The 25,364-nt window shown below is 67.6% G+C and carries 18 protein-coding genes; 12 read left to right on the forward strand and 6 right to left on the reverse strand.

Annotation, left to right across the window (positions count from 1 at the left end):
* The first annotated feature begins 303 nt into the window (after positions 1-303).
* Entirely contained in the window at positions 304-1,449 is a 1,146-nt protein-coding gene (locus GXY15_02060; GenBank protein ID NLV39996.1) for a glycosyltransferase family 4 protein, read from the forward strand.
* A 237-nt stretch (positions 1,450-1,686) separates the two neighbouring features.
* On the opposite strand, the gene nuoE is transcribed toward GXY15_02060, so the two are convergent.
* From nuoE to nuoF, 3 genes are read right to left on the reverse strand one after another with little or no spacing between them, the layout of a single operon-like run.
* Positions 1,687-2,226 (reverse strand): NADH-quinone oxidoreductase subunit NuoE, encoded by a 540-nt coding sequence (nuoE, locus tag GXY15_02065; GenBank protein NLV39997.1) that lies wholly within the window; start codon positions 2,224-2,226, stop codon positions 1,687-1,689.
* Positions 2,226-3,995 (reverse strand): 2Fe-2S iron-sulfur cluster binding domain-containing protein, encoded by a 1,770-nt coding sequence (locus tag GXY15_02070; protein ID NLV39998.1) that lies wholly within the window; start codon positions 3,993-3,995, stop codon positions 2,226-2,228. Before GXY15_02070 ends, nuoE begins: the two co-directional genes overlap by 1 nt.
* A 34-nt stretch (positions 3,996-4,029) precedes the next feature.
* Positions 4,030-6,210 carry an NADH-quinone oxidoreductase subunit NuoF gene (gene nuoF / locus GXY15_02075; GenBank protein ID NLV39999.1) on the reverse strand — a complete coding sequence of 727 codons (2,181 nt, stop codon included), beginning with the start codon at positions 6,208-6,210 and terminating at the stop codon, positions 4,030-4,032.
* A gap of 327 nt (positions 6,211-6,537) precedes the next feature.
* On the opposite strand from nuoF, the gene GXY15_02080 reads away from it, so the two are divergent.
* The 4 genes from GXY15_02080 to GXY15_02095 are packed head-to-tail and all read left to right on the forward strand — an operon-like array spanning position 6,538 to position 12,213.
* On the forward strand, positions 6,538-7,602 hold the full coding sequence (locus GXY15_02080) for a methyltransferase domain-containing protein (GenBank protein ID NLV40000.1): 1,065 nt from the start codon (positions 6,538-6,540) through the stop codon (positions 7,600-7,602).
* A gap of 12 nt (positions 7,603-7,614) precedes the next feature.
* Positions 7,615-9,915, forward strand: coding sequence for a mechanosensitive ion channel (locus tag GXY15_02085; GenBank protein ID NLV40001.1), 2,301 nt, complete (start codon positions 7,615-7,617; stop codon positions 9,913-9,915).
* A 16-nt stretch (positions 9,916-9,931) separates the two neighbouring features.
* Positions 9,932-11,179: a Gfo/Idh/MocA family oxidoreductase gene (locus tag GXY15_02090; protein NLV40002.1), complete on the forward strand. Its 1,248-nt coding sequence runs from the start codon at positions 9,932-9,934 to the stop codon at positions 11,177-11,179.
* Positions 11,176-12,213, forward strand: coding sequence for a hypothetical protein (locus GXY15_02095; GenBank protein NLV40003.1), 1,038 nt, complete (start codon positions 11,176-11,178; stop codon positions 12,211-12,213). The genes GXY15_02090 and GXY15_02095 overlap by 4 nt, the downstream gene beginning before the upstream one ends.
* 165 nt (positions 12,214-12,378) lie before the next feature.
* On the opposite strand, the gene GXY15_02100 is transcribed toward GXY15_02095, so the two are convergent.
* Complete coding sequence (locus tag GXY15_02100; protein ID NLV40004.1) at positions 12,379-12,816, reverse strand: hypothetical protein; 438 nt, start codon at positions 12,814-12,816, stop codon at positions 12,379-12,381.
* Between the two features lie 13 nt (positions 12,817-12,829).
* Here GXY15_02100 and GXY15_02105 point away from each other — a divergent pair, with 13 nt between their 5' ends.
* From GXY15_02105 to GXY15_02130, 6 genes are all read left to right on the forward strand, one after another.
* On the forward strand, positions 12,830-14,275 hold the full coding sequence (locus GXY15_02105) for a hypothetical protein (GenBank protein NLV40005.1): 1,446 nt from the start codon (positions 12,830-12,832) through the stop codon (positions 14,273-14,275).
* 212 nt (positions 14,276-14,487) lie between these two features.
* Positions 14,488-15,456, forward strand: coding sequence for a glycosyltransferase family 2 protein (locus GXY15_02110; GenBank protein ID NLV40006.1), 969 nt, complete (start codon positions 14,488-14,490; stop codon positions 15,454-15,456).
* A 4-nt stretch (positions 15,457-15,460) separates the two neighbouring features.
* Entirely contained in the window at positions 15,461-16,648 is a 1,188-nt protein-coding gene (locus GXY15_02115; GenBank protein NLV40007.1) for a glycosyltransferase family 4 protein, read from the forward strand.
* A 613-nt stretch (positions 16,649-17,261) separates the two neighbouring features.
* On the forward strand, positions 17,262-18,566 hold the full coding sequence (locus tag GXY15_02120) for an oligosaccharide flippase family protein (GenBank protein ID NLV40008.1): 1,305 nt from the start codon (positions 17,262-17,264) through the stop codon (positions 18,564-18,566).
* A complete protein-coding gene (locus GXY15_02125; protein ID NLV40009.1) occupies positions 18,547-19,443 on the forward strand; it encodes a class I SAM-dependent methyltransferase in 897 nt (298 codons plus the stop codon). The genes GXY15_02120 and GXY15_02125 overlap by 20 nt, the downstream gene beginning before the upstream one ends.
* Positions 19,444-19,557: 114 nt before the next feature.
* Positions 19,558-20,736: a hypothetical protein gene (locus GXY15_02130; GenBank protein ID NLV40010.1), complete on the forward strand. Its 1,179-nt coding sequence runs from the start codon at positions 19,558-19,560 to the stop codon at positions 20,734-20,736.
* Between the two features lie 89 nt (positions 20,737-20,825).
* On the opposite strand, the gene mdh is transcribed toward GXY15_02130, so the two are convergent.
* Both mdh and GXY15_02140 read right to left on the reverse strand, forming a co-directional pair.
* Complete coding sequence (gene mdh / locus GXY15_02135) at positions 20,826-21,776, reverse strand: malate dehydrogenase (GenBank protein NLV40011.1); 951 nt, start codon at positions 21,774-21,776, stop codon at positions 20,826-20,828.
* A 96-nt stretch (positions 21,777-21,872) separates the two neighbouring features.
* A complete protein-coding gene (locus tag GXY15_02140; protein NLV40012.1) occupies positions 21,873-22,532 on the reverse strand; it encodes an SIS domain-containing protein in 660 nt (219 codons plus the stop codon).
* Between the two features lie 274 nt (positions 22,533-22,806).
* Here GXY15_02140 and GXY15_02145 point away from each other — a divergent pair, with 274 nt between their 5' ends.
* Positions 22,807-25,029 (forward strand): PQQ-binding-like beta-propeller repeat protein, encoded by a 2,223-nt coding sequence (locus GXY15_02145; GenBank protein NLV40013.1) that lies wholly within the window; start codon positions 22,807-22,809, stop codon positions 25,027-25,029.
* The last annotated feature ends 335 nt before the right edge of the window (positions 25,030-25,364 follow it).

A 25,364-nucleotide genomic window follows, 5' to 3' on the forward strand; every position in this document is an offset into this window, starting at 1 on the left:
GCCCGCGGACAGGAGGAATACGAACGGCAGTACCAGGAGCGGTTGCTCAAAAATCTCGCAAGACAAGCCACAAGAATGGGTTGCCAGCTCATTGTGGAAAACTCCGGAGAAGTACTTTCTTAGCAGGAGGCCCACGTCAGGCACGTCACTGCGAGGAGACCGCCGCCTGACCCGTCACTGCGAGGAGGCCGCCCCGGCCGACGCGGCAGCCTCGTTCCCGGACGCCCCCCGGCGGGCGCCATGAACACGCCCCGCTCAGCCCCCCATGTTGCGTCCCCGGCGGGCTTGGGGTATGCTGGGACGATGACCCCCGCGCATGACACCGCCGCCCCCCCGGACGCACCGCCCCGCGTGCTGCTGCTCGCGGAAAGCCCCTATTTCGGCGGCATCACCGCGCATCTGCTCACGCTGCATGCAGCGCTGGAGGCCCGCTGGCCGGGCGTTTCGGTGCTGGCCTCCCTGTCCGGCCGCCGGGAGGACCGCGCCCTCTGCGACCAGGCCGCCGCGCGCGGGCTGGAAGCTGTGGAAATCCCGATGTCCGGCCCCTGGGACATCCGCGTCCTTCCCCGCCTGCGCGCCCTGGCGCGGGCGCGCGGCGTCGCCGTGGTCCACACGCACAACTACCGCGCCTCCCTTCTTGCGGCGGCCGCCCTGCCGGGCCTGCCCCTGGTCGTGACGTGCCACGGGATCGCCGCAGGCCCCGCGCGCGTGCGCCGGTGGCAGGCCCTGGAGCGCGTGCTCGCCATGCGGCGCGCGCGCCGCGTGGTCGCCTGCGCCGCCGCCGTGCGCGACGCCCTCCTCGCGCGCGGCGTGGCCCCGGAGAAACTCCGCGTCGTGCGCAACGCCGCCCCCGCGCCCCGGGCCGTGGCGGTGGCGGAGCTGGACGCCCTCCGGGCGCGCCACGGTCTGGCGGAGTGCGGGTTGACGGCGCTCTATGCCGGGCGCCTCGTGGAAGGCAAGGGCCTGGAGACCCTGCTGGACGCCCTGCCCCGGGCGCGCGGCTGGGCCGCCGTGCTGCTCGGGGACGGCCCCCTGCGGCCCGCGCTGGAGGCGCAGGCCCGCCGGCTCAAGGTGCCCGCCGTCTTCCCCGGACAATGCGACGACACCGCCCCGTGGTACGCCCTGGCCGACGCCGTCGTGCTGCCCTCCCGGGGCGAGGCCCTGCCCATGACTCTGGTCGAGGCCGCCGCCGCAGGCCGACCCACCGTGGCCTCCAACGTGGGCGGCGTCCCCGAAATCCTCCAGGACGGCACCACGGGCCTCCTTACCCCCCCTGGCGACCCCGAGGCCCTCGCCGCCGCCCTCCGCGGCCTCGAAGACCCCGTCGCCCGCGGCCGCATGGGCACCGCCGCCCGGGACCGCTGGCGCGGGCATTTCACCCCGGAAATCCTCGCCGGCACCCTGGCCGCCGTCTACCGGGAGGCGGCGGGCGGACCGGCCTGCGGTTAACCAAAGAGGCCGGTCCGCGCAAAGAGGTGGCACGGGCTCCAGCCCGTGATTGGGGGCATGGATGCGGCCCAAAACCACGGGCTGGAAGCCCGTGCCACCTCCCTGCGCATGCCCGGCGGCTCTCAAGAGCGCCGCACCGCCCTATGAACCCCTCCAAGCCAGTGGCAAAGAAACGCGCGCGTCCGCCGGCGGGGGTCGCCGGAAGACGCGCGCGGCGTGTCTCTCCGAGAAAGGCCGTCAGGCCTTCTTGGTGTACTTCTCGAGGATGGCGGGGACCTGGTCCGGGGTCATGCCGCCGTAGACCTTGTCCTCGACCACGACCACGGGGGCGAGGCCGCAGGTGCCGACACAGCGGGTGGCGTTGAGGGAGAACAGGCCGTCCTTGGTGGTCTCGCCGAAGTGGATGCCGAGCTCCTCCTGGAGGCGGTCGGCGACGCGCTCGGCGCCCTTGACGTAGCACGCGGTGCCGAGGCAGACGCTGATCATGAACTTTCCGCGGGGCTCGAGGCGGAAGAAGTGGTAGAAGGTGGCGACGCCGGTAACCTTGGAGGCGGGCACCTGGAGGAGCTGGGCGACGGCGTCCATCTGCTCGCGGCCGAGGTGGCCGTAGTGCCCCTGGACGCGGTGCAGGACGCGGATCAGCTGGCTCTCGGGGTGCGCGTCGGCGGCGCACTCCTCGATGAAGGCGACGATCTCGGGGGTGAGGGCGGCCTTGGCGTTCTCGCGCACGGCCTCGCGGTTGTCGTTGCAGCCGCAGCAGCATTCATGGTGGCTCATCAGCGGATTCCTCTCGGCAGTCTGGGCTGGTAGTGGGTGTGGAGCAGGCGGTGGGCCGTCTCGCCCCCGGGCTCGCCCAGGAACTCGTCGTACAGCGCCTTGATGGCGGGGTTGTGGTTGGAGCTCCGCACATCCTTGTTCAGGTCGATGGTGTAGAGCGCCTTGGCCCGCTTGGCCAGGAGCTTCGGGTCGAGGATGGTGTAGCCGCGCGGCGGGTAGGGCTGGCCGCCGCCGCCGATGCAGCCGCCGGGGCAGGCCATGACCTCGATGATGTGGAAGACCTCCTCGCCCGAAACCACCTTGTCCAGGAGCTTCTTGGCGTTCTGCAGGCCGTTGGACACGCCCACGCGCAGCGTGAGGTCGTTGTTCACCTTCAGCTCGCGGACGCGCAGGCCCTCGACGGCGCGCACCTCCACGAACTCCATCTGCGCGGGCGGCTCGCCGTTGATGACCTCGGCCGCCATGCGCAGGGCGGCCTCGAGCACGCCGCCGGTGGTGCCGAAGATGTCGGCCGCGCCGGACGACGCGCCGAGGGGCGAGTCGAACTCGCCGTCCTCAAGCTCCGCCAGGTCAATGCCGTAGCTCTTGATCATGAAGATCAGCTCGCGGGTCGTGAGCGAGGCGTCGGTCTCCTGCCCGCCGTCGGGGGTGGCAAACTCGGGGCGCTGGGCCTCGAACTTCTTGGCCGTGCAGGGCATGATCGCGACGACGAAGACGTCCTTCGGGTCTATGCCCTCCTTCTTCGCGTAGTAGGACTTGATGAGGGAGGACATCATGGACATGGGGGAGCGGCAGGAGCTGGCGTTCGGGATCAGCTCGGGGTAGAAGCGCTCCATGAAGTTGACCCAGCCCGGGGAGCAGCTTGTCAGCAGGGGCAGCCGGTCGTTGTTCTTGAAGCGGTTCAGGAACTCCGTGGCCTCCTCGATGATCGTGAGGTCGGCGGTGAAGTTGGTGTCGAAGACGCGGTCGAAGCCGAGGCGGCGCAGGGCCGTCACCAGCTTGCCCGTGGCCGGGGTGCCCGGCGCCATGCCGAAGCCCTCGCCGACGGTCGCGCGGATGGCCGGGGCCGTCTGCACCACGACATGCTTGGTGGGGTCGCCCAGGGCCTTCCAGACGCGGTCGGAGTCGCTGTGGCCGACAAAGGCCGCCGTCGGGCAGGCGTTGATGCACTGGCCGCACTGGATGCACACCGAGTCGTCCATCTTGTCGCCGTGGGCCGGGGCCACGTGGGTCGTGAAGCCGCGCCCCTGCTGGCTGAGGTTGTGGACGCCCTGGACCTCGGCGCACACGCGCACGCAGCGGCCGCAGAGGATGCACTTCTCGGCGTCGCGCACGATGGACACGCTGGACTTCTCGATGGGGAAGCGCTTGCGCTCGCCGTCGAAAAGCCGCTCGCGCACGCCCAGCGTGTAGGCCAGGTTCTGCAGCTCGCAGTTGCCGTCGCGCACGCAGGTGAGGCAGGCGCGGGGGTGGTTGTCCAGCAGCAGCTCCAGGATGTCGCGCCGGGCCTGCCGGATCGCGGGGCTGTTGGTCTGGATCTCCATGCCCTCCCACACCTGCACGCTGCACGAGGCCATGTAGAAGGGCACGCCCTTCACCTCGACCACGCACACGCGGCAGGAGCCCTGGATGCTGAGCTTGGGGTGGTGGCACAGGCGGGGAATCTTCACCCCGAGCTTCTGCTCGGCCGCCTGCATGATCGTCGTCCCCTTGGGCACCGTCACCGGGACGCCGTCTATCGTCAGGTTGATCATCTGCTGCTGGCTCATACAGTCACCTTATGGGTTGTCCGCGTTGTTGGGGTCAGGCCCGCGCCACCGCGTCGAAGCGGCACACCTCGAAGCACCGCCCGCACTTGATGCAGGCGTCCTGCCCGATCACGTGCGGCTCCTTGCGCGCGCCGCTGATGCACCCGGCGGGGCAGTTTCGGGCGCACATCGTGCAGCCCACGCACTTCTCCGCGTTGATCTCGTAGCGCACCAGCGCCTTGCACTTGCGCGCGGCGCAGGTGCGGTCGTTCACATGCGCGTCGTACTCGTGGCGGAAGTGGCGCAGCGTGCTGAGCACGGGGTTCGGCGCGGCGCGCCCCAGCCCGCACAGCGACGTGCTGCGCACCAGGTTCGCCAGGCGCTCCAGCTTCTCCACGTCCTCCTGCGCCGCCTTGCCCTGCGTGATCTTCTCCAGAATCTCCAGCATGCGCTTCGTGCCCTCGCGGCACGGCGTGCACTTGCCGCACGACTCGTCCTGGCAGAACGTGATGAAGAACTTCGCCACGTCCACCATGCAGTCGTCCTCGTCGAGGACGATCATGCCGCCGCTGCCCATGATGGAGCCCATCTTGCCCAGCGTGTCGAAGTCAATCGGCGTGTCCAGGTACTCCTCGGGGATGATGCCCCCCGCCGGGCCGCCCGTCTGCACGCCCTTGAGCTTCTTGCCGTTGGGCACGCCGCCGCCGATGTCAAACACCACCTCGCGCAGCGTGGTGCCCATGGGCACCTCCACCAGGCCCGTGTGGCGCACCTTGCCCGCCAGGGCGAACACCTTGGTGCCGCCGCTCTTCTCGGAGCCGACGCGGCGGAACCACTCGCCGCCGTACACGAGGATGGCCGGCACGTTCGCGAAGGTCTCGACGTTGTTAATGACTGTCGGCTGGCCCCAGAGCCCGCTCTCGGCGGGGAACGGCGGGCGGATGCGGGGCTGGCCGCGCTCGCCCTCGATGGAGTGGATGAGCGCCGTCTCCTCGCCGCACACGAACGCGCCCGCGCCCAGCCGGATCTCCAGATCCAGGCTGAAGCCCGAGCCCAGGATGTTCTTGCCCAGCAGCCCGTGCTTCCGGCACTCCGCCAGCGCGTGCTCAATGCGCTTGATCGCCAGCGGGTACTCGGCCCGCACATAGAAGAAGCCGCGCGTCGCGCCGACCGCGTAGCCGCCGAGGATCATGCCCTCGATCACGCTGTACGGGTCCGACTCCAGCATGCTGCGGTCCATGAACGCGCCCGGGTCGCCCTCGTCCGCGTTGCAGATGATGTAGCACGTGTTCTTCACATGCTGCCGCGTCAGCTTCCACTTCTGGCCCGTCGGGAACCCGCCGCCCCCGCGGCCGCGCAGCTGCGACAGCAGCACCTCGTTGATCACCCACTCCGGGTCCTCCTTGGCCAGCGCCGTCGCCAGCGCCTGGAACCCGCTGTAGTGCATGTACTCGTCAAGGCTCTCCGGGTCCACCACGCCCGCGTTCCGCAGGGCGATCCGGTTCTGCCGGTTGAAGAACGACACGTCGCCGTACAGGTCAAAGAAGCGCTGGCTGATCGGCTTCGCGTCGCTCAGGAGCTCCGCCACGGGCTCGCCGCCCGCCAGGTGCCCCTTCACGATCCGCGCCACGTCGTCCGCCGAACGCACGTTGTAGATCGTCTCGCCGGGGCGCACCATCACGCTGGTCACGCCCTCCGGCCGCGGCGTCGAGCAGAAGCCCAGGCAGCCCACCGGGATGACCCGCACCTTGTCCGTGCCGAGGCCCGCATCCTCCAGCGCCCGCAGGAACGCCTTTTCCGTGCTGCCGCCCACGATGGCGCCGCAATGCTTGTCGTCGCACACCAGCACCTCGTAGTCCGCGCGGACCTCCGCCTTCTCCAGCAGCCGGTCCTCCAGCGGATTCCCGCCCTGCACGTGCTGCGTGAAAATCGTGTGCGCCGTGTCGCGGTCCACCTGCTGGTAGATCACCGGCATCTGGCCCGGCACGAACACCGTCACGATGGGCTCGCGGCTGCACCGGCCCGTGCAGCCCGTCTTGCGCAGAAGGATGTCCGTGCGGCCGCTCGTGAGGATGCTCCGCTCGAACTCCTGCCACACCTCCCCCGCCCCCGCCGCGTTCTCGCACGTGGCCGAGCCGACTTGGATGCGGACCGCCTTGGCCGGCACGGCTTTCGCAAGCCGCTTCTCCGCTTTTGCGTGCAGTTCCTGATAGGCTTTCGTGACTTTTTCTTTCATGGAGAACCCCGATGTGTTTGCCCGGTCCACTGCCGGAATGCGACACTCTTGGAGGCTGTGTTGAACTTCCGGCAGGAAAAAGGCATGATCTTCTCCGCCGGAAAGGTCTCAGCTGGCGACATTCTATGCGTAGGGGCTTTCCCGGCTTCAATAGATTCTTTTGGAATGCATGCCTAATATTTGGTAATGTGGCTGAATTTCTGGACTTTCCGGCCCCGTAGAGCGCCTTTTTGGGGATGGGAAAGCGGATATTTTGGCCAAAAGGGCGGGTTTTCCCCGAGATTTTGGAAAAATCCGGGGATTCAAACCGCATAAAGGAACTTTTTTGTGAGTGATCCGGAACGGGCAGATCGGGCCATCCCCCCCCGCAGGGCACCCCTTGCCCGCCGTCCCGCCGCCCCGATCCTCCACACCCTGCTGGAGGCCCACCGCATCTCCCACAAGGTCCGTATCCTGTGCTACGGGTGCGGCCAGGGCGCGGACGTGCAGTGGTTCCTGCTGCGCCGGTTCAAAGTGCATGGCTACGACCCCCACCCGCCTTTTGGCTACAGCGACAAGCCGGAGGGCCACTACGAGTTTGTGTTCTTTAATTATCTGATGACCCGGCTGAAGACGCCGGAGGCGCGGCGGCGGACCCTGGCCGAGGCTTTCCAGCATGTGAAGCCCGGGGGGGCGCTGGTGGTCACCAGCCGGATACTGGCGCAGGTGTGGGCCGCCGGGGGCGATGAGGGGGTCCGGAGTCATGCCCGGGATCTTCTGGCGGACTGCGACACGGCGGAGATGGAGGTGTTTCCCCCCGATGCGGGCGACCAGTCCATTGCGGTGCTGGTGCGGCGCAGCGGGGTCTACCGTCCCGCTTCGCCGTGGGTCTGGGTGGACGCCCGGGAGGATTTCGAGGCCCTCTGCCCCCTGTTGGAGCGGGAGCGGATCATGGGCCTGGATGTCGAGACCACGCTGGAGGAGCCGCGCACCCTGTGCACGGTGCAGATTGCGGTGCCGGGGCGCACCTATGTTCTGGACGCCTTGAAACTGGCGCCGCTGGACCCGCTGCGCCCGGTCATGGAAAACCCGGACGTCCTCAAGATCATCCACAACGCCGACTTCGAGCGGGAAATGCTCGCCAGACACGCCATCAAACTCGACGGGGTCTATGACACCCTTGCGGCCTCCCGCAAGAAGCACCGCAAGGGCGGCGTCTCGGGGCACAAACTGGGCGACGTCTGCGAGCGGGAGCTGGGCATCTATCTGGACAAGGCCCTGCAGCTCTCCGACTGGACGGTTCGCCCGCTCAGCCCGGATCAGCTAAACTATGCGGCGGTGGACGCCGAGGTCATGCTCCTCCTCCACCGCGTCTTTGAACCGCCGCTGCCGCAGAACCTGGAACTGTTCTGAGGGAGGCACATCATGCGACGCAAAGAACGACTGCCGGAGGCCGTGCTGTTGCTGGCCGCGCTGCTCCTCGCGGCGGCGGTCCCCGCCCAGATTCCCGGACTGCCCTCCCTCCCGGAGACGGCCGGCGCCGAAACGGCGCAGGAAGCCCCGCCGGAGGTTCTGGTGGAGACCCTCCAGACGCAGGCAACCGAGGCGGAGCAGCGGCTTGCCGAGGCGCTTTCCCTGGCCGAAAACCCGGAGGCCCTGCCCCCCGGCATTTCCGCCGAGCTGGCGGAGGCCCGGGTTCAGGCGGCGCGCAACGCCCTTAAAGCCCTTCAGGCCCGCCTCCAGCAGGTCCGCGACCTGGAAACGGAGCGCGCGGCGGCCGCGGCGGCCCGCGAAAGCCTGGAATCCTTTGTCAAGCTCGACGAGCCCCCGCCCTATGCCATGGCTTTCCTGGACACCCTGCGCGGGCAGGTGGACGCGAAACAGAGCGAGATAGACGCCGAGCGCCTCGGGCGCGACGTGGTCCGGGGCATGGCGGAGCGGGAGACGGCCAACCTGGAACGGCTCAAGATGCTGGCCAACCAGGCGGCCGAGGCCGCCAAAGCCGCCGCCTCCGAGGAGGACAAGGCCCGCACGCTGTTCGCCCTGGACACGGCCCGCCGCAGCCAGCGCGCGGCGGAAACGGGTGTGGAGGCCCTCCGCGCCGCCGTTGCCGTGGCCGACCAGCGGCTGGCGCGGCTGGACACGGAACTGGAACTGGGCCGGCGCCGCGCCGCAGCCGCGGCCGCGCAGACCCTGTTCACCCAAAAGGAGCTGGAGGAAATTGAGCAGGCCGCCAAACAGGCGCGGGCCGCCCTGGAGGAGGAGCTTGCCGGGGCGCAGCGGGAGCTGGACCGGCGGACCGCCCGGGACGGCGAGCTGGCCCGGCGCGCCGGGCAGGAAGGCCCCGCGGACCCGGCCCTCGCCGCCCAGCGGGAGACCGCCCGCGTCCGGGTGGAAGCCGCCCAGGGCCTGGTCAATTCCCTGGGCAGCATGCTGGAGATGGAGGCCGACACCCTCGAGGTGTGGCGTCTGCGCTTTGAGGTGGCCCACCCCGGCGCGGGGGGCGAGCGCCGCCCGGTGACGGAACTGGAACGGGAGATGGACGCCTACCGCTCCCGGTATGACGGCATCCAGGCCATTTTTGAGCAGCGGCTCAATGCGGTCCGGGCCCAGACCCTTTCCCTCGACAAGGAGGTCCAGGCGCTGCCGGAGGAGGCGCGCGCAGAGTTTCGCCTCCGGCGGGAGGCCCTGGCCGAGCGAGAGACGGGCCTGCTCCGGCTGGCGGCGCGGGGGGAGGCCCTCTCCCGCCTGATCCGGTCGGGGCGGCTGGACATTCGGGGCCGGCTTGAGGCCCTCTCCGGACTCGACCGGGCGGCCCAGGGCGTTTCGGACCTTTGGCGCAACACCCTCAACTTCTTCGACCGGGAACTGTTCACCATCGGCGACGAGTCCATCACGCCCCGCAAGCTGATCATCGCCGTGGTCATTCTGGTGTTCGGGCTCCTGTTCACCCGGCTGTTCCTGAACCGGATCACCGGATTCGCCATCACCCGCCTCAAGCTGCGCCCGGGCGGCCGCTACGTGGTGGAGACCATCACCCGGTACCTGCTCCTCATCATCGTCTTCTACGCCGTTCTCAAGTACCTCAACATCTCCCTGACCGTCTTAACCTTCATCGGCGGCGCGGCGGCCATCGGCGTCGGTTTCGGCGCCCAGACCCTCGTGAGCAACTTCCTGAGCAGCCTCATCCTCATGGGTGAGCAGCCCATCCGCGTCGGCGACATCGTCGAGGTCGGCGGGCTCACGGGCCGCATCGTCCACATGGGCGCGCGCGCCTGCATGGTCCGCACCTTCTCCGGCGTCGAGGTCCTCGTGCCCAACAGCAAGTTCCTCGAGGACAACGTGGTCAACTGGACCCTTTCGGACCAGAAGATGCGCTTCGACGTGACGGTCGGCGTCGCCTTCGGCTCCGACATTCGCCGGGTCAAGGACATCCTGGAGGATATCGCGGGCCGCCACGGGCAGATCCTCAAGGATCCCGAGCCGGTCGTGGTGTTCCAGGATTTCGGCGACAACGCCCTGGTCTTCGCCGTCTACTTCTGGCTCGACCTGGAGAAGAGCGACTCCCGCGTGGTCCGCAGCGACATCCGCTTCATGGTCGAGCGCGCCTTCGCCAAGGAAGACATCGCCATCGCCTTCCCGCAGCGGGATGTGCACATGAACATGGCCGGACCCGTCGAGGTCCGCCTCGCCCGGGAGCAGGACGCCGGGCCCGCCAAAGACTGAGGAGGCACCCATGGACATGGACCGAAGAACCTTTATCGCGGGCACCGCCGCCGCCGCCGCGGGCACCCTCGCCCGCCGCGCGCGCGCCCAAAGCCCCAACGGCCGCCTGGGTGTCGGCGTTATCGGCTGCGGCGGGCGCTCGGAAACCCATATCGCCACCCTCCTCGAAATGGAGAAAACCGACAAGACCGTGGAGATCGTCGCCCTCTGCGACGTCTACCGGCCGCGTCTGGAGAAGAAGGCCGCGATGGTCGGCCGGCCGGTCCGCCTCTACCGGGACTACCGGGAGCTGCTCGCGGACCCCGCCGTGGACCTGGTCACCATCGCCACGCCGGACCACCACCACGGGGAGCAGGCCATCGCCGCCCTGGAGGCGGGAAAGCACGTCTACTGCGAGAAGCCCCTCACCCACTGGCGGCAGTGGGACCTGACCCGCCGTTTCTTCGAGGCCGCGGCGAAGTCCCCCGCCGCCTTCCAGCTCGGCGCGCAGCGCATGTCCGACTCCGCCTTCCGCCAGATGAAACAGCTCGTGAAGGACGGGATCATCGGGAAGCCGATCCACGCGGAGTGCGGCATCTTCCGCACCGGAGACTTCGGCGAACGCGGCATGCCCATGGACGACCCGGAGGCCAAGCCCGGCCCCGACCTCGACTGGGACGCCTTCCTCGGCGACGCCCCCAAGCGGCCCTTCGACGCGAGCCGCTTCTTCCGCTGGCGCATGTACGAGGACTATGCGGGCGGCCCCGTCACGGACCTCTACCCCCATGTGCTCACGCAGGTCATAGACATCCTCGGCGTCACCCACCCGTCCCACGCCGTCGCCACGGGCGGCAAATACCGCTACCAGGAGCGCGAGGTGCCCGACACCTTTAACATGCTGGTCGAGTATCCCGGGAACATTTCCATCGCGGTGCTGGGCACCCAGGGCAGCAACTACCAGGGCACCGGCGGCCGCGACGACATCCGCATCCCCGTCATCCGCGGCTGGGACGGCGCCCTGACCATCCAGGAAAACGACATCGTGTTCATCCCCGACACCCCGGGGGGCGGGCGGAAGGAGGAGCGGTTCCCCATCGAGCGCGGGTACAACGTGCTCTACCTCATGCGCAACCTCGTCGAATGCGCCCTGACCGGCGCGCGCACCCTCGACAGCGGCCCCGCCCTCGCCTACCACACCCAGACGGCTCTCCTCATGGGCATGACCGCCTACCGCGAGAGGCGGACGGCCTTTTTCGACCCGGAGAAGCAGGAAATCACCACATGACCAAACCCGCCGCCCTCCTGCTGCTCGCTGCGACGCTCCTGCTTGGCCCGGTGACCGCCTTCGGCGCGGCGCTGGAAGACGTCGCCGCCGCGTCCGCCGGGACGTACGCGGGCATTTTCCAGAAGTTCGCCGCCTATGACACCGTGGTGGAGCCCGACAAGAACGCCCCGGAATGGTGGGCCGGCGCGCCGTCCGTGGTCCACGACCCCGACACGGGCTTCTGGATGGCCTGCCGCATGCGGGCCGGCGAGGGGCCTCGGGGCCTGCGCGGCTATGAGGTGCGCATCCTCCGCAGCGATGACGGGATCCATTTCACCCCCGTCCTGAACATCCGCCGCGAGGACGTCCCCATCCCCGGATTCGAGCGGCCCGCCCTCGTCCGCGACCCCCAAACCGGCAAATTCCGCCTCTACGGCTGCGGCCCCTGGAAGGACGGCCCCTGGTCCATTATCAAATGGGATGACGCCGGCCGGCCCGACCAGATCGTGGTCACCTCCGCCAAACCGGTCATCGTCCCGCCGGAGAAGGAATACGAGCGCGACATCGTGCCGAAGGGGTTCAAAGACCCGGTCATCCTCTTCGCGGAGGGGGCCTGGCACTGCTACGTCATCGGCTACATCCGGGAAAATGAGCGGATTTTCCACTTCAGCAGCCCCGACGGCGAGAACTGGAAGCCTGTGGGCGATTTCCGCAGCCCCGTAATGGACCTCACGGGCTGGCACGACTTCTTTGTGCGGCCCGCCAGCGTCGTGCCCGTCGGCGTGGGCTATCTCTTTGTCTACGAGGGGTCAAAGACAAGCTGGCATGACCCTGTCTACAACATCGCCACCGGCTTGGGGTTCACCTTCGACCTGCACCAAATCACCGACCTGACCCCCGACACCCCCCTCGCCCTCAGCACCACCCCCAGCGGGGATTTCGCCACCCTGCGCTACTCCCACTGGCTCAACCGCGACAACGAGTTATGGGTCTACGCCGAGGCGGCCCGCCCCAACGAAAGCCACGAAATCCGCCTGTTTCGACTGAAAAAGTAGCCCGCCCACCGGTCCGGCCACCGCCGGCTTCCGAGGGGTTCACGCAAAACACCCCATTCGCCCCTTTCCTCCCTCGCACCCTGCCGAACGCCGGGAAAAGGGGAGGAGCCCCGTCTTTTTTTGGAGAGCCGGCCCAAAAACTCTGGACATTTGGGGAAATACATGCTACCATGGGAGCCGCGTAAAGTGGCGAGGTGTATGCGTTTTGCCCGCCTTCGGGACGGTGGCGACACTGTTTTTCCGGGAGGCGGTGGAGTCTAAAGCCTTTTTTGGGAACATGTTGGCTCCGGACCCCGCTCCGGGGCAGGCACGGTCGGTGGTTGCAGAGAAAACGGCGCAATGGGGCGCACTAGGCGAGGGTAAACGCATGGCGAAACGCCCGGAAGCGGTCAAGGCCAAGAAAACAGCAGTTTCCGCGAAAAAGCCGAAAGTGGTCCAGGGAAAGCCGAAAACGCCGCCGAAGGCGGTGACGCCAAAAGGAAAGGCCAAACCAGCCCCCGCTGCGGCGAAAAAATCGCCGGTAAAGCCCGCCCGGGCCGCCGCCCCGGCGCCGAAAAAGGCCGTGCCGGCCAAAAAAGGGGCCGTGACCGCAAAAACGGCCAAGAAAACTCCGCCCGTGGCACAGAAAAAGAAGAGTATCGTTGCGGCTCCCAAGAAGGCCGCCCTCCCGGCCAAGAAGCAGAAGGCGGTCGCTGTGAAGGCCAAGACCGCCCCCCCGGCCAAGAAGCAGAAGGCGGTCGCCGTGAAGGCCAAGGCCGCCCCCCCGGCCAAGAAGCAGAAGGCGGTCGCCGTGAAGGCCAAGGCCGCCCTCCCGGCCAAGAAACAGAAGGCGGTCGCCGTGAAGGCCAAGGCCGCCCTCCCGGCCAAGAAAAAGCCGGCTGCGGTTCCCAAGAAGCCCGTCGTCCAGACGAAAGTAGTGGCCAAGATTCCCGCGAAACAGGCGGCAAAAGCCCCGATAAGACCCGAAAAAGCCCCCAAAGTCGCTGAAAAACCGGTGCCAAAGCCCGCGAAGCCCGTTTCCCCTCCCCCGAAACCGGTGACCGCCCCCGTTAAGGAAAAGGCGCCGGCCCCCGCACGAAAAGAGAAAATGGTTCCTCCCATCCCGGTCGCTTTCCTGGTGGAACTGGCGCAGACGATCAAGGAGGCCGTGGAGGAGTCGGCGCGCGCGGTACGGGGCCGCGAGGTGGTCAGCCACGCCGAAAGCGGGGATGTGACCTTCCAGTTGGACAAGATCGCCGAAAAGGCGCTGCTGAACTTCCTGAAGCGGGCCGGACAGCCCGTCGCCTACTATTCCGAGGATGCCGGGTACTCCACCTTCACCTCCGAAAAGCCCAAGCACCTGCTGGTGGTGGACCCCATAGACGGGAGCCGGGCGGCCAAGAGCGGCTTTGAGGGCTGCGTGGTGGCCGTGGCGAGCACGCGGGTCATCGAGCGGCCCACCATGGCCGACGTGGACAGTGCCGTCGTGCTGGAGCTGCTGGGGGACCGCTGCTTCCAGGCGGAGCGCGGCAAGGGGGTGAAAATCACCGCCGGAAGCCAGCCCCGCCGTCCGAAACTCTCGGTCAACACGGAACTGCGGACCATGATCTGGTCCATGACCGTGCCGGGGCGGCCCGCCGAGCTGGTCTTCCCCACCGTGGCGCGCCTGATAGACCATTCCAGTCTGGAGGGGGGCTTTTTCGCCTGCAACAGCACGGCCTACAGCCTGACGCGCCTGCTGACCAACCAGTTGGACGCCTGCGTGGACATCGCCAACCGGTACTACCGCGACATTCCGGAGAAGGTCCAGCGGCTTTTCGAGAACGCCGGGCAGGGACGGGTGATCGGCATTGCGCCCTACGACCTGGCCGCCGCCCTGCTGGTGGCCCAGGAGGCCGGCTGCGTGGTCACCGACGCCTATGGAAAGAACTTCAACGACGTCCTGCTGCTGGACAGCACGGCGTCGAACCATCTATCCCTGGTGGCGGCGGCCAGCAAGGGGCTCCACGCCAAGCTCATGGAGTTCCTGGTCCGGCGCATCGAGATGGTGGAAAGCCGGTTCCAGGCCCTCCCCTCCGCCTGACACCCGAAAACCGCACCGTCCCCCGTTTCCCGCCGGGGCATGGGGAATCCCCTGTCCAGCGCCGGGAAGGGGTGTCCGGGTGCGGCGCGGCGTCCGCATTTTTAGGGTCGCGGGGGGAGGTTCGGGGCATGTATACTCAGTCCCCGACAGGTTTTCAGGACGGCGGGCGCGGAGCGGAGGCCCCTCCCCCGGCCCCGGAAGAAGGGTGAGCAATGACTGAAGGCAAGCGAAGCGTTTCAATCGTGGTGCCCGTGTACAACGAGGAGGAGTCCCTCCGCCCGCTGCACGCGGAGATCACGGCCGCCATGGAAAAGACCCCGGCCGTGGCGGACTACGAGATTATCCTGGTGGACGACGGCAGCCGCGACCGCTCGGTGGAGGTGTGCCGGGAACTGCACGCGGCGGACCCGGCCCATGTGCGGGTGATTGTCCTGCGGCGCAATTTCGGCCAGACGGCGGCGATGGCCGCGGGCTTCGACGCCGCGCGCCACGGGGTGATCGTGCCGATGGACGCGGACCTCCAGAACGACCCGGCGGACATCGGGCTGCTGCTGGCGAAGCTGGACGAGGGCTACGACGTGGTCAGCGGCTGGCGGGCCAACCGCCAGGACAAGGCGCTGTCGCGCAAGCTCCCCTCCCTGGTCGCGAACCGGCTGATCGGGTGGATCACGGGGGTGCGCATCCACGACTACGGCTGCACGCTCAAGGCCTACACCCGCGACGTGACGGAGCACATGAACTTCTACGGCGAGCTGCACCGCTTCCTGCCCGCGCTGGCGAGCTGGGCCGGCGCGCGGGTGGCGGAAATCCCCGTGAACCACCGCAGCCGGCAGTTTGGCGCGTCGAAGTACGGCATCGGCCGCACCATCCGGGTCATCCTCGACCTGATCACCGTCAAGTTCCTCATGTCCTACTCCACCAAGCCCATGCAGGTCTTCGGCAAGTGGGGCGCGGTCTCCCTGGGGATCGGCTTCTTCGCCGGGCTCATGACGGTCTGGGACAAGCTGTTTTACCACCTCAGCGTGAACCGGAACGGCTGGGCCCTGGTCTGCCTGCTCTTCTTCCTCATGGGCATGCAGTTCATCAGCATGGGCCTCCTCGGCGAGATCAGCATCCGCACCTACTACGAGAGCCAGAAGAAGACCATCTACACGGTCCGCGAAAAAATCGGGACGGAGTGACGGCATGCGGATACTGATGCTGAACTACGAGTACCCGCCCCTGGGTGGCGGCGGCGGGGTCGCCTCGGCCAAGTTGGCGGAGGGCTTTGTCCGAGCGGGGCACGCGGTGGACGTCATCACGTCGCACTTCGCGGGCCTGCCGCGCGAGGAGACTCTGGAGGGGGTCCGCATCTTCCGCGAGCCCGTCGCCGGGCGCAAGGACTACCAAACCGCCTCGATCATCTCCATGCTGACCTATCCGCAGGCCGCCGTGCGCCGCGCCCTCGCCCTGCGGCGCGGCGGGGACTACGACGTCCTTAACACGCATTTTGCCATTCCCACCGGCCCGGCGGGCTGTATTCTGTCCGCGCTTTGGCGCAGGCCGAACGTCCTGTCGGTCCACGGCGGCGACATTTACGACCCGAGCAAGAAGTACTCCCCCCACCGGCACCCTGCGCTCAAACTGGCGGTGAAGACGGTGCTCAACCGGGCCTCGGTGATCGTCGCGCAGTCGGAGGACACGCGCGCCCGCGTTGAGGGCATCTATCACCCCAAACGCCCCGTGTCGCGCATTCCGCTCGGCTTTCGCCCCCCCGACATTGCCTCCGTCCCCCGCGCGGAGCTGGGGCTGGAGGAGAACGCCGTCTATGCGGTGGCGGTGAGCCGCCTCGTCGCGCGCAAGGCGTACCCGGATCTGCTGCGGGCCTTCGCCCGCTGCGTCACGCCGGGACTGCGGCTGCTGATTGCCGGAGACGGCCCCGAGCGCGGCGCGCTGGAGGCGCTCTGCCGCGAGCTGGGCATTGCTGAACGCGTGCGCTTCTTCGGCCAGGTGACGGAGGAGGAGAAGTACCGGCTCCTCGCCGCGGCCGACTTCTTCGCCCTGGCCTCGCAGCACGAGGGCTTCGGCATCGTGTTCCAGGAGGCCATGCACTGCGGCCTGCCCGTGGCCACCACCAACGTCGGCGGGCAGACCGACTTCCTCTTCCACGGCGACAACGCGCTCCTGAGCGCCCCCGGCGACACGGAGACCCTCGCGCGGCATCTGGACACGCTGGCGGCGGACGCGGACCTGCGCCGGAAAATGGGCGCCCTCAACCGCGAGCGCATCCGGGAACACCACATTGACCGGGTGGTGGAGCGCTACGTCGAACTCATGGAAGGGCTCCTGAAACACCCCTCCGGGAAAGACCCGCAGCAGAGTCAGACAACGTGAACCAACACACAGACACGCACGCCGCCCGTCGTTCCCACGAAAGCGGGAACCCATCCCGGGGCGGGGGGGTGCGCCCCGCGCCGAAGGCATGGACCCCCGCCTTCGCGGGGGTGACGGGGGACTTTGCGGGCCCCACACCGCCCGAGGTGGGGATTCTACCGATGAAGTCATGGATGCGATGTGGACCATGGCCAACGGTTTTTCTTCACCCCGGAGGGGTGAGGGACATTAGCCGGTGGTTGAGCGCAAGCGATACCACCGGAAAAGGGGGCCTCATCCCGTTGTCGGTACCCCGGCAGGGGTGCAGGACTCTGGATCTGGGGGAACCGACGCGTCCTGAACCCCATCCGGGGTTCGAAAGAAATGGGGGGAAGGGTCCGCTGTCCGGTGGTATCGCCTGCGCTCAACCACCGGCTAATATCCTGTATCCCTCCGGGATGCCCATCGGGAGATTGGCGTTCCCAGGCGGGGGGCCGTCCCGACACGCTCCTTGCTCACTTGGCAGCGTGGCGCTGTTGTTAGAAGGGCTTCTTCCTTCGCGCCTCCGCGCCTTTGCGTTAACTCCGCCTTCTTCCCTGACGCAAAGACGCGAACGCGGCGGGGAGTGCGCGTGATGAAGGCCGGAAAACTGACCAAGGAAACCGTGTGGGCCGCCCTGTCCAAGGGCAGCACGCTGGTCTTCTTCCTGCTCATCAACGCCGCGCTGGCGCGCATTCTGGGCCGCGAGGCCTTCGGCGCATGGTCCTACTTTTACGCCGCCTTCAGTGTGGTCTATCTTGCATCGCGTCTGGGGGTTAGTGATTCGGCCCGCGTGTTTACGGCCCGTGCCCTCGGCGGCGACATCCGCCCGCCCGTCACGGCGGGGCTGCTCCTGCAGGTAATCTCGTCTTCCCTCTTCGCGCTCGGGCTGTTGGCGCTGGCCGGGCCGCTCTGCGCGCTGATGGACCGCCCCGATTTCGTCCTGCTGTTCCGGCTTGGCGCGCTGCTGGTGTTCACCCAGAGCGCCACGGACTTCTTCAAACTGGTCTTTGAGGGGCTTCACCGCCTCCGCTTCACCTTCACCACGGGCTTCCTGGACTACGCGCTGCGCCTCGTCCTGATCGTGACCCTGGTCTGGGCCTTCCCGCAGCCCTGGGCCGCCGTCACGGCCTTCATCATCGCCACGGCGCTGTGTGCCGCCGTGTCCTTTCTTGTGCTGGACCGCCGCTTCATTCACCCGGCGGGCGGCTACACCCTGCGGGGTTTCTCGATCCTTTCCATGATTGTCTATGCCGCCCCAATGTTCCTGTCAAACCTCGGCGCCGCGGTGTCCGTCGAGCTCGACGTTCTGATGCTGGGCCGGCTTACCTCGGACGCGGAGGTGGGCCTTTTCGCCCCGGCCAAGGAAATTTCGGCGCGCATGATGCACGGCGGCGTGCTGCTGGCCATGAGCACCCTCCAGGTCTTCGCCCGGACAAAGGAAGAGGACCTGCCGTCCCTTCGCCCGCTGCTGAACCGGCTCCTCTGCATCGCCGTGGCCTTTTACTCCGTGGGCTGTGTCGCCATTCTGCTCTTTGCGGGAAAGATCATGCCGCTCATTTTCGGCGCCGAATTCGCCGGGTCAGGCATGCCCATGCAGCTTCTTGTGCCTTTCGTCTTCTACATGAGCGTGTCACGCGTGTACACGGGCATCCTGGATTACCGGGGCCAGGCATGGATCCGGGTGGGATATCTCGCTCTTTCCGTCCTCTTGAACGTCGTCCTGAACCTCGTGTTAATTCCGAACTTCGGCGCGGCGGGAGCGGCCACGGCCACATCGTTGGCCTACCTGCCTTATGTTATCCTCTGCTGGGTTCAGTTGCGGCGGGTTTTCGCCGCCGCGGAGACCGCCCAGAAGAACAACATGGAGTCCCCCAGGATTGATGCATCCACTCCTTGAAGACATCGTCCGGACGCGTCTAAAGTGCCCCGTGTGCCCCGCGCCGGAGCGGCCGACCGCCGGGTCCGACGAGGACGGCGTCTCGACCTTCCAGTGCGGCGCGTGTGGATTCCGCATGACGGTGTCCTCGAACGGACTATTGACGGCGCTTCCGCCGCATCTTGCCGGCACGGCGCAGGAGAACATCGCTTATTACGATGCCATGGCCTGCGGCGGGGGCGGCCGCCTGTCGTCCCGCTCGCGCGGCCGCAACCACCAGCACAAATGCGGGGCCGTCCTGCGCCATCTCCGCCTTGCGCCGGGGGGCGCGGCCCGGACGGTGCTGGAGTTCGGCATCGGCCTGGGCAGCCATGCCGAGGCCGTTGTTGATGCCGGAGCCGCCTGTGCCGGGCTGGATATCTCCCCCGAACTGCTCAAGTTTGTGCAGAAGAACAGCCCCAAGCTTCAGGGCAGCCTGTTCGCCGCCGCAGACGCCACATCGCTCCCCTTTCAGGAAGAGTCCTTTGACGCCGTTTTCTGCGTCGCGGCGCTGCATCATCTGGTGGAGCCGCTGGACGGGGTGCGAGAACTGCTGCGCGTGCTGAAGCCGGGCGGCCGCTTCTGTTTTCTGGAGCCAAAACGGTTCTATCCGGCGCAGCTCATGGGATACCTGCGCAACCCGAAGGTGGAGGCGGGGACAATGCGGACCACCCGGGGGCGCATCCTGCGCTGCCTGCGCGCCATGAATGTGGCTGAGGCCTCTGCGGAGCCCCTGATCTACACGCCCAACCGCCCCCGCGCGCTGGCGCCCCTGTATGACCGCGTGGACTGGCTGCTCGGCCGAATGCCCCTCGGCGGACTGCTCTCGGTGATGTTCTGCATTCACGGCGTAAAATAAGTCCCGCCTGTTGTCTGGGGAGCCCATGCCCCCTTACACTGGTGGACGCGGCGGCCCCGCGCCCCCCTGCCCGGGCGCATTGCCCGGAACAACCACGGAAAGCAGGTTAGTGCCATGGCGAGATTCTGCATCATCGGCTCCTACAGCGGCCGCAACGCGGGCGACTGCGCCATTCTTGAAAACGTGGCGCGGGGGATTGTCGAGACCTTTCCCGATGCGGTGTGCGAAGTGCCGACACTCAACCCCGCGTTCATCCGGAACACCTATTCCGATCTTCCGATGGTGCCCGTGCCCTGCATGCCCTGGAACCTGAGCGTGAAGCTGTTCGGGCTGCCGCTGGCCCTGTCCGTCCTGCGCAGCGACGCGGTGATCGTGACGGCGGCCATGCTTTTCGACATCCGGTTCTGGAACCCGCTCTACAACTTCCTGACCTCCCTGCTGATCGCCCTGCCCCTCGCAAAACTCACGGGCAAAAAGGTGTTCTTCTACGGTGTGGGCGTCGGCCCCGTCAACACGCTCAAGGGCCGCGCCGTGGTGCGCTACCTGCTCAACCTTGCCGACGGCATCACGTTGCGCGAGGAGAATTCCATCCCCATCATGCGGGATCTCGGCGCCGCCGTGACGCCCGTCATGGCCGCCGACCCGGCCCTCAACCAGCGCGTGCCGGAGGAGGCCGCCGCCCGCATGCGGGAGCGCGTGCGGCAGGACCTCGGGGAGGGCCCCTTCGCCACGGTGAACCTCAACGCCTATGTCGGCGGATGGACCCAGGACGCCGCAGGGAAGACGCTCACGCGGGAGCGGTTCGAGGCGGAGACGGCGGCCGCCGTGCGGCGGCTGGTGGACGAGTGGAACCTCGGCGCCGCCCTCATCTCCACCCACCGCATGGACGACGCCGTCATGGAGTCGGTCCTGCGGCGGATTGACCGGCCGGGCCGCGCGGTCCTCTACAAGTGCCGCGACTTCGACCACCGCGAGCTGATGGCCGTCATGGGGATGTCAGAGTTCATGGTCGGCATGCGGCTCCACTGCCAGATCCTCGCCTTCGCCGCAGGCACGCCGTGCATCGCCCTCAACTACGCCCCCAAGGTCCGGCATTTCATGCAGATGGCCGGCCTGGAGGACCTGGTGATCGAGCTGGACGGGGGATACTCCGCCGACGGGCTGCTCGGGCGCTGCGCCCACCTGCGCGACCACCGGGAAACCCTCCTCCCCGACATGCTCGCCCGCGTTGCCGCCCTGAAGCAGGCCGCGAAGAACAGCCCCGCCGAACTCGCCAAAGTCATGGGCGGATAGAGGCAGACTCAACGCAGAGGCGCGGAGAGCGCAAAGGGCGCAGAGTATCCGGGAAGAGTCCGATGCGCGGGCCGCCGCACGGCCTGTTCTTAGAGCAGGCCGAGTTCTTTGAGGCCGTCTATGCCCGTGCGGACCTCGCCCGCGGAGCGGTGCAGGGACGCGCGGTCGGCGTTGGAAATGTCCAGCTCCAGCACCTTCTCCACGCCGTTCATCCCCAGGAAGCAGGGGACGCCCATGTAGATGTCGCTGAGGCCGTACTCGCCGCTGAGGAGGGCGGCGCAGGGCAGGAGCTGGCGCTCGTCGCGGAGGATGGACTGGACCATGCGCACGGCGCTGGCGGCGGGGGCGTAGTAGGCGCTGCCGGTCTTGAGCAGCGCCACGATCTCGCCGCCGCCCTTGCGGGTGCGCTCGACGATGGCGTCAATGCGGTCCTGCGGCAGGAGCTTCGTGATGGGGATGCCGGACACGGTGGTGTACTGCGGCAGGGGAACCATGTCGTCGCCGTGGGAGCCGAGGACCATGGTGTCCACGTTCTTCATGCTGACGCCGAGCTCCATGGCGACAAACGAGCGCATGCGCGCGCTGTCGAGGCAGCCCGCCATGCCCAGGACGCGGCTGGCCGGGAAGCCCAGGCGCTTCCACGCCAGGTACACCATCACGTCCAGCGGGTTGGTCACGATGATCACCACGGAGTCCGGCGCGTGGGTCTTGATGCTGTCGCAGACCGCGTTGAGGATGCGGGCGTTCTTCTCCAGCAGGTCGAGGCGGGTCATGCCCGGCTTGCGCGGCAGCCCCGCCGTCACCACCACCACGTCGGACCCGGCGATGTCGGCGTAGTCGTTCGTGCCGGTGCACACGCCGCTGTACCCGCGGATCGGGCCGGCCTCGGTCAGGTCGAGGGCCTTGCCCTGCGGCAGCCCCTCCACGATGTCCGTGAGCACGACGTCGCCGAGCTCCAGTTCCAGGCAGTACTGCGCCGCCGAGGCGCCCACGTTGCCCGCGCCGATGACCGCGATCTTGAACCGTTTTCCAGCCGCCATGGTGCAACCTCCTTGTGTTATAGAGAAAAATTTCTCTAATTGTACCGCCCCGTGCCCGTCTTTGTCAACATGCCCGCGCCGGGGCGCATTCCCGCCCTAGCAGCGCTTCTCCGGGAAGTAGTGCGCCTCGATGAGGCAGCAGACCGTGTGCCACAGCGTCGCGTGGGCCTCCTGTATGGCCTTGGTCGAGTCGCCCGGGGCTTTGACCGCGATGTCCGCCTCCGCCGCCAGATAGCCGCCCTTGGGCCCCGTCATGGCCACCGAGACGCCGCCCTTCGCCTTCGCCACACTGACGGCCATGCGGCAGTTCGGCGCGTTGCCGCTGGTGGAGAGCACCAGCAGGACATCGCCGGGGCGCATGAGGGCGTTGAGCTCCTGGGCGAAGGCCACATCGCGCAGGGGCGAGTCGTTTTCCACGGCGGTCTTGAGGGCCGAGTTCAGGCCGAGGGTCACGCCGCGCAGGCCCGCCTCGAGATGGGCGCGCAGCTCCTCCCCGAAAGGCAGGCCGTCCAGCGCCGCCGCAAAGGCGGGGTCCAGCGTGCGCCTCCGCTCGAAGCTCTTGCAGAGTTCGCCGACAATGTGGACCGCGTCCGCGTGGGACCCGCCGTTGCCCGCAGTGTAGAGCGTGCCGCCGCCGTCATAGCAGCGCACGAGGGCGTCGTGGACCGATTCCAGCGCGCCCGTCATCGGGGCGAGGTCCGGCCGCCGCGCCAGCATCTCCGCCACGATCTCCTGTTCCAATGCGTTGAAAGGCATGAGCGTCTCCTGTGTCCGGCGCGGAAAAGCCCTCCCCGCGCGCCGGGAAAAGTATAGCAGGGCTGCCGCGCGGGGAACCAGAGAGGGGCGCCAACACCGGACGGACATGGACAATATGGACTGGATGGACGGAATGGACACAAGCCCACGGAAGGCCCGCCACCGTCTTCGTCCATGCTGTCCATGTCGTCCATATCGTCCCTCTTCCCGCGTTTCCCCGTTGCGCTCTTTTGGCCCCCGGTGTATGATGGAGCCCATCCAAGGAGGGCGTCCCATGCGGACAACGGGTGTGTGGGGCGGCGTGCTGTGCGCCGCCGTGATGGCGGGGATGCTTTTCCCCGCAACCGCGGACGCGCAGAAACCCAAGCCCCCGGACCATCTGGTCTATCCCGGCCTGCCCGGGGGGCAGATGCGCGCGGACCTGGCCGCGGGCGTGTTCCTCTGCATGAAGTACGGCAATCTCTACGCCGATGACCTGGAGACGGGAACCACGCGGTGGACCGCCCCCGTCTCTCTCAGCCAGGACGATCAGGGCCGGCAACGGGGGGGCGTCCTGTTCGGCGAGCGAATCTCGCTGGTCTATTCAGCGGACGGCACCGTTTCCCTGCTGGACAACGGGACGGGCGGGGAGGTCTGGCGCCAGCGCGCGGGGTTCTTCGGGGGAGGGCTCTCCCACGCGCAGTTGGACGCCGGGAACCGGTGGGTGACGCTGCACTACAAGACCTCGGCGGAGCTGTGCGAGGTGGCCTCGGGGCGGTGCTTCAAGGTGTCGCTTCCGTCCGGGAAGTCCTTTGGCGTCTTTTGGATGCAGGACGGGAAGGCCGTTGTCCTCTCGGAACTGCTCACGGAGGAGAACAAGGCCCCCACCAGCATCCAGCTCTGGCTCTGGGAGCCCGGCACCGCCGACCCCGTCAAGGGCTGCGTGTTTGACTCGCCGAAGCATGCCCACGTCTCCGGCACCTTTCCCGGCGGGGGCGCGGTCGTCACGGAATACACGCCGGGGAGCGCCGGGGAGATGATCCAAACCGTGATCAACCCCCGCACAGGCGAAAAGCTGCGCAATCTGGGCGACCTGCGGGAACCGGCCGCCACCACACGTCGCACAGAGGACGGCACGCGGCTGGTGAAGATAGACAACGTCTCCTCCGCCGTGGAGGTGCTGGAGGCGGCCACGGGGGCGGCGCTGTTCCAGATCACCCCGCCGGAGGGCCTGAAGCTCTACCCCTATGTCTGCTTCCGGTCGGTGGAAAAGGACTGGCTTATGGGTCTGGACCGGCAAAACGCCCTGTGGCTCGTGCCGGTGGAGGAAAACGGCGCGCCCCGGCGCATTCTGGGGGACAGACGCTTTCTCCCCGGCCGAGTGGCCAACATCCGCCCCCCTCATCTGCTGTGCCAGGAATTCCGGGGCAACAACAGCGAGACCAACACCCTTGTGTCCATTGACACCCTGGAGGAGCGCGCCCGCTGGAACGCCACCATGCCGCTCAACGCGGGGGGCTGGCCGCCCATGCTCAGCGAAACGAGCGGACGCCTGCTGGTGGGAACGATGGGACAGGAGGGCAACCAGCGCAAACACGCGCTCACCCTGATGGCCTCCGGCGCGGAGGTGCCGCTGCTGGAGAAGCCGTACCGCCCCATCGCGCTCTCGCGGGACGGCAACTACCTGGTGGCGGCGGTGGGGGACGAGGGCCCCGTCTTCCTGCTGGACGACACGGGCAAGAGCCTGGCCAAATACAATTCGGAGCAGCGCTATTCCACCGGGCCGGCGGCCTTCTCGCCCGACGGCCGCCGCGTGGCGGTGTTCCACATGCCCCGCATCACCGTGACCGACCTCGCCGAGGGCTTCCCCGCGCGGGAGCTGACAGGCCAGCCCGGCACCGCGAACCTCTACATGTACCGGGAAAACGCGCTGTGCTTCTCCCCCGACGGCAACCTGCTGCTGGCGGGCACCACCCATGGCAAGGCCCTCCTGTTCGACGCGAACACCGGGAAGCTGCTGCACACGTTCGTGGAGGAGCGGCGTTTCCGAGACCGGTATGTGCAACAGCAGCGCTTCCTCTCCTCGCTGGAGGGCATGGCCAAGGACCTCCTGGGCGGGGTGACGGACCGGGCCAAGCGCGCGCCCATGATCACCTGCGCCTTCGCAAACAATGGCACGCTTGCCCTCACGATTGCCGACGGCCAGATACTCCGCGCCTGGAGCGTCCGCGACAGGCGGCTCGTCCGCAGCGTGGACCCGAAACTCCCCGAGGAGCGCGACAAGCACGGCAGCATCAACAACCAGATCCTTCTCAGCCCCAACGGGGACTACTGCCTCGCCTACAACCGGAACGGTTTCGGCATCGCCTCCCTCTGGAACACCGTGGGCGGCCAGCGGCTCGAGGAATACCGCTTTCCCGAAGGCGCGCGCCTCGGCGCGGTCGCCGTCGCCGATGACGGCAAGACGGTCTACGCCATGATTGACGGCGACCTGCATTTCCTGCCGGGAAGGAAGTGAGTCTGGAGGTGGGAGTCTGGAGTCTGGAGGAAGAGAAGAGGAAAAAGAGGAACGGATGATGGGCGGATTTCCGCCTCGTTCCCAAGTTTCACTTGGGAACGCACTTGGCGGCGAAGCTCCGCTTCGCGATTGCTTCGTATGGGGCCGGCGACTCGAGGGAAAGGAACGAATGCAAAGCAAAGCTTTGCCCACAAGACCGTTCCCAAGTAAAACTTGGGAACGAGGGCAAATGAGGGAGGAGTCTGGAGTCTGGAGTCTTCTTCCTGACGCCTGAAGTCTGAAGCCTGGGGGAAAGGGAGGAATGGATCATGGACGGGTTTAGGAACAAGGATGCG

The sequence above is a fragment of the Candidatus Hydrogenedentota bacterium genome, from assembly GCA_012730045.1.
Taxonomy (GTDB): Bacteria; Hydrogenedentota; Hydrogenedentia; order Hydrogenedentales; family CAITNO01; genus JAAYBR01.

Bases quoted from the DNA above. Each gene is read 5' to 3' on its own strand.
- GXY15_02060 (NLV39996.1), top strand. From the start codon at position 304: ATGACCCCCGCGCATGACACCGCCGCCCCCCCGGACGCACCGCCCCGC.
- nuoE (NLV39997.1), bottom strand. From the start codon at position 2,226: ATGAGCCACCATGAATGCTGCTGCGGCTGCAACGACAACCGCGAGGCC.
- GXY15_02070 (NLV39998.1), bottom strand. From the start codon at position 3,995: ATGAGCCAGCAGCAGATGATCAACCTGACGATAGACGGCGTCCCGGTG.
- nuoF (NLV39999.1), bottom strand. From the start codon at position 6,210: ATGAAAGAAAAAGTCACGAAAGCCTATCAGGAACTGCACGCAAAAGCG.
- GXY15_02085 (NLV40001.1), top strand. From the start codon at position 7,615: ATGCGACGCAAAGAACGACTGCCGGAGGCCGTGCTGTTGCTGGCCGCG.
- GXY15_02090 (NLV40002.1), top strand. From the start codon at position 9,932: ATGGACCGAAGAACCTTTATCGCGGGCACCGCCGCCGCCGCCGCGGGC.
- GXY15_02095 (NLV40003.1), top strand. From the start codon at position 11,176: ATGACCAAACCCGCCGCCCTCCTGCTGCTCGCTGCGACGCTCCTGCTT.
- GXY15_02110 (NLV40006.1), top strand. From the start codon at position 14,488: ATGACTGAAGGCAAGCGAAGCGTTTCAATCGTGGTGCCCGTGTACAAC.
- GXY15_02115 (NLV40007.1), top strand. From the start codon at position 15,461: ATGCGGATACTGATGCTGAACTACGAGTACCCGCCCCTGGGTGGCGGC.
- GXY15_02120 (NLV40008.1), top strand. From the start codon at position 17,262: ATGAAGGCCGGAAAACTGACCAAGGAAACCGTGTGGGCCGCCCTGTCC.
- GXY15_02130 (NLV40010.1), top strand. From the start codon at position 19,558: ATGGCGAGATTCTGCATCATCGGCTCCTACAGCGGCCGCAACGCGGGC.
- mdh (NLV40011.1), bottom strand. From the start codon at position 21,776: ATGGCGGCTGGAAAACGGTTCAAGATCGCGGTCATCGGCGCGGGCAAC.
- GXY15_02140 (NLV40012.1), bottom strand. From the start codon at position 22,532: ATGCCTTTCAACGCATTGGAACAGGAGATCGTGGCGGAGATGCTGGCG.
- GXY15_02145 (NLV40013.1), top strand. From the start codon at position 22,807: ATGCGGACAACGGGTGTGTGGGGCGGCGTGCTGTGCGCCGCCGTGATG.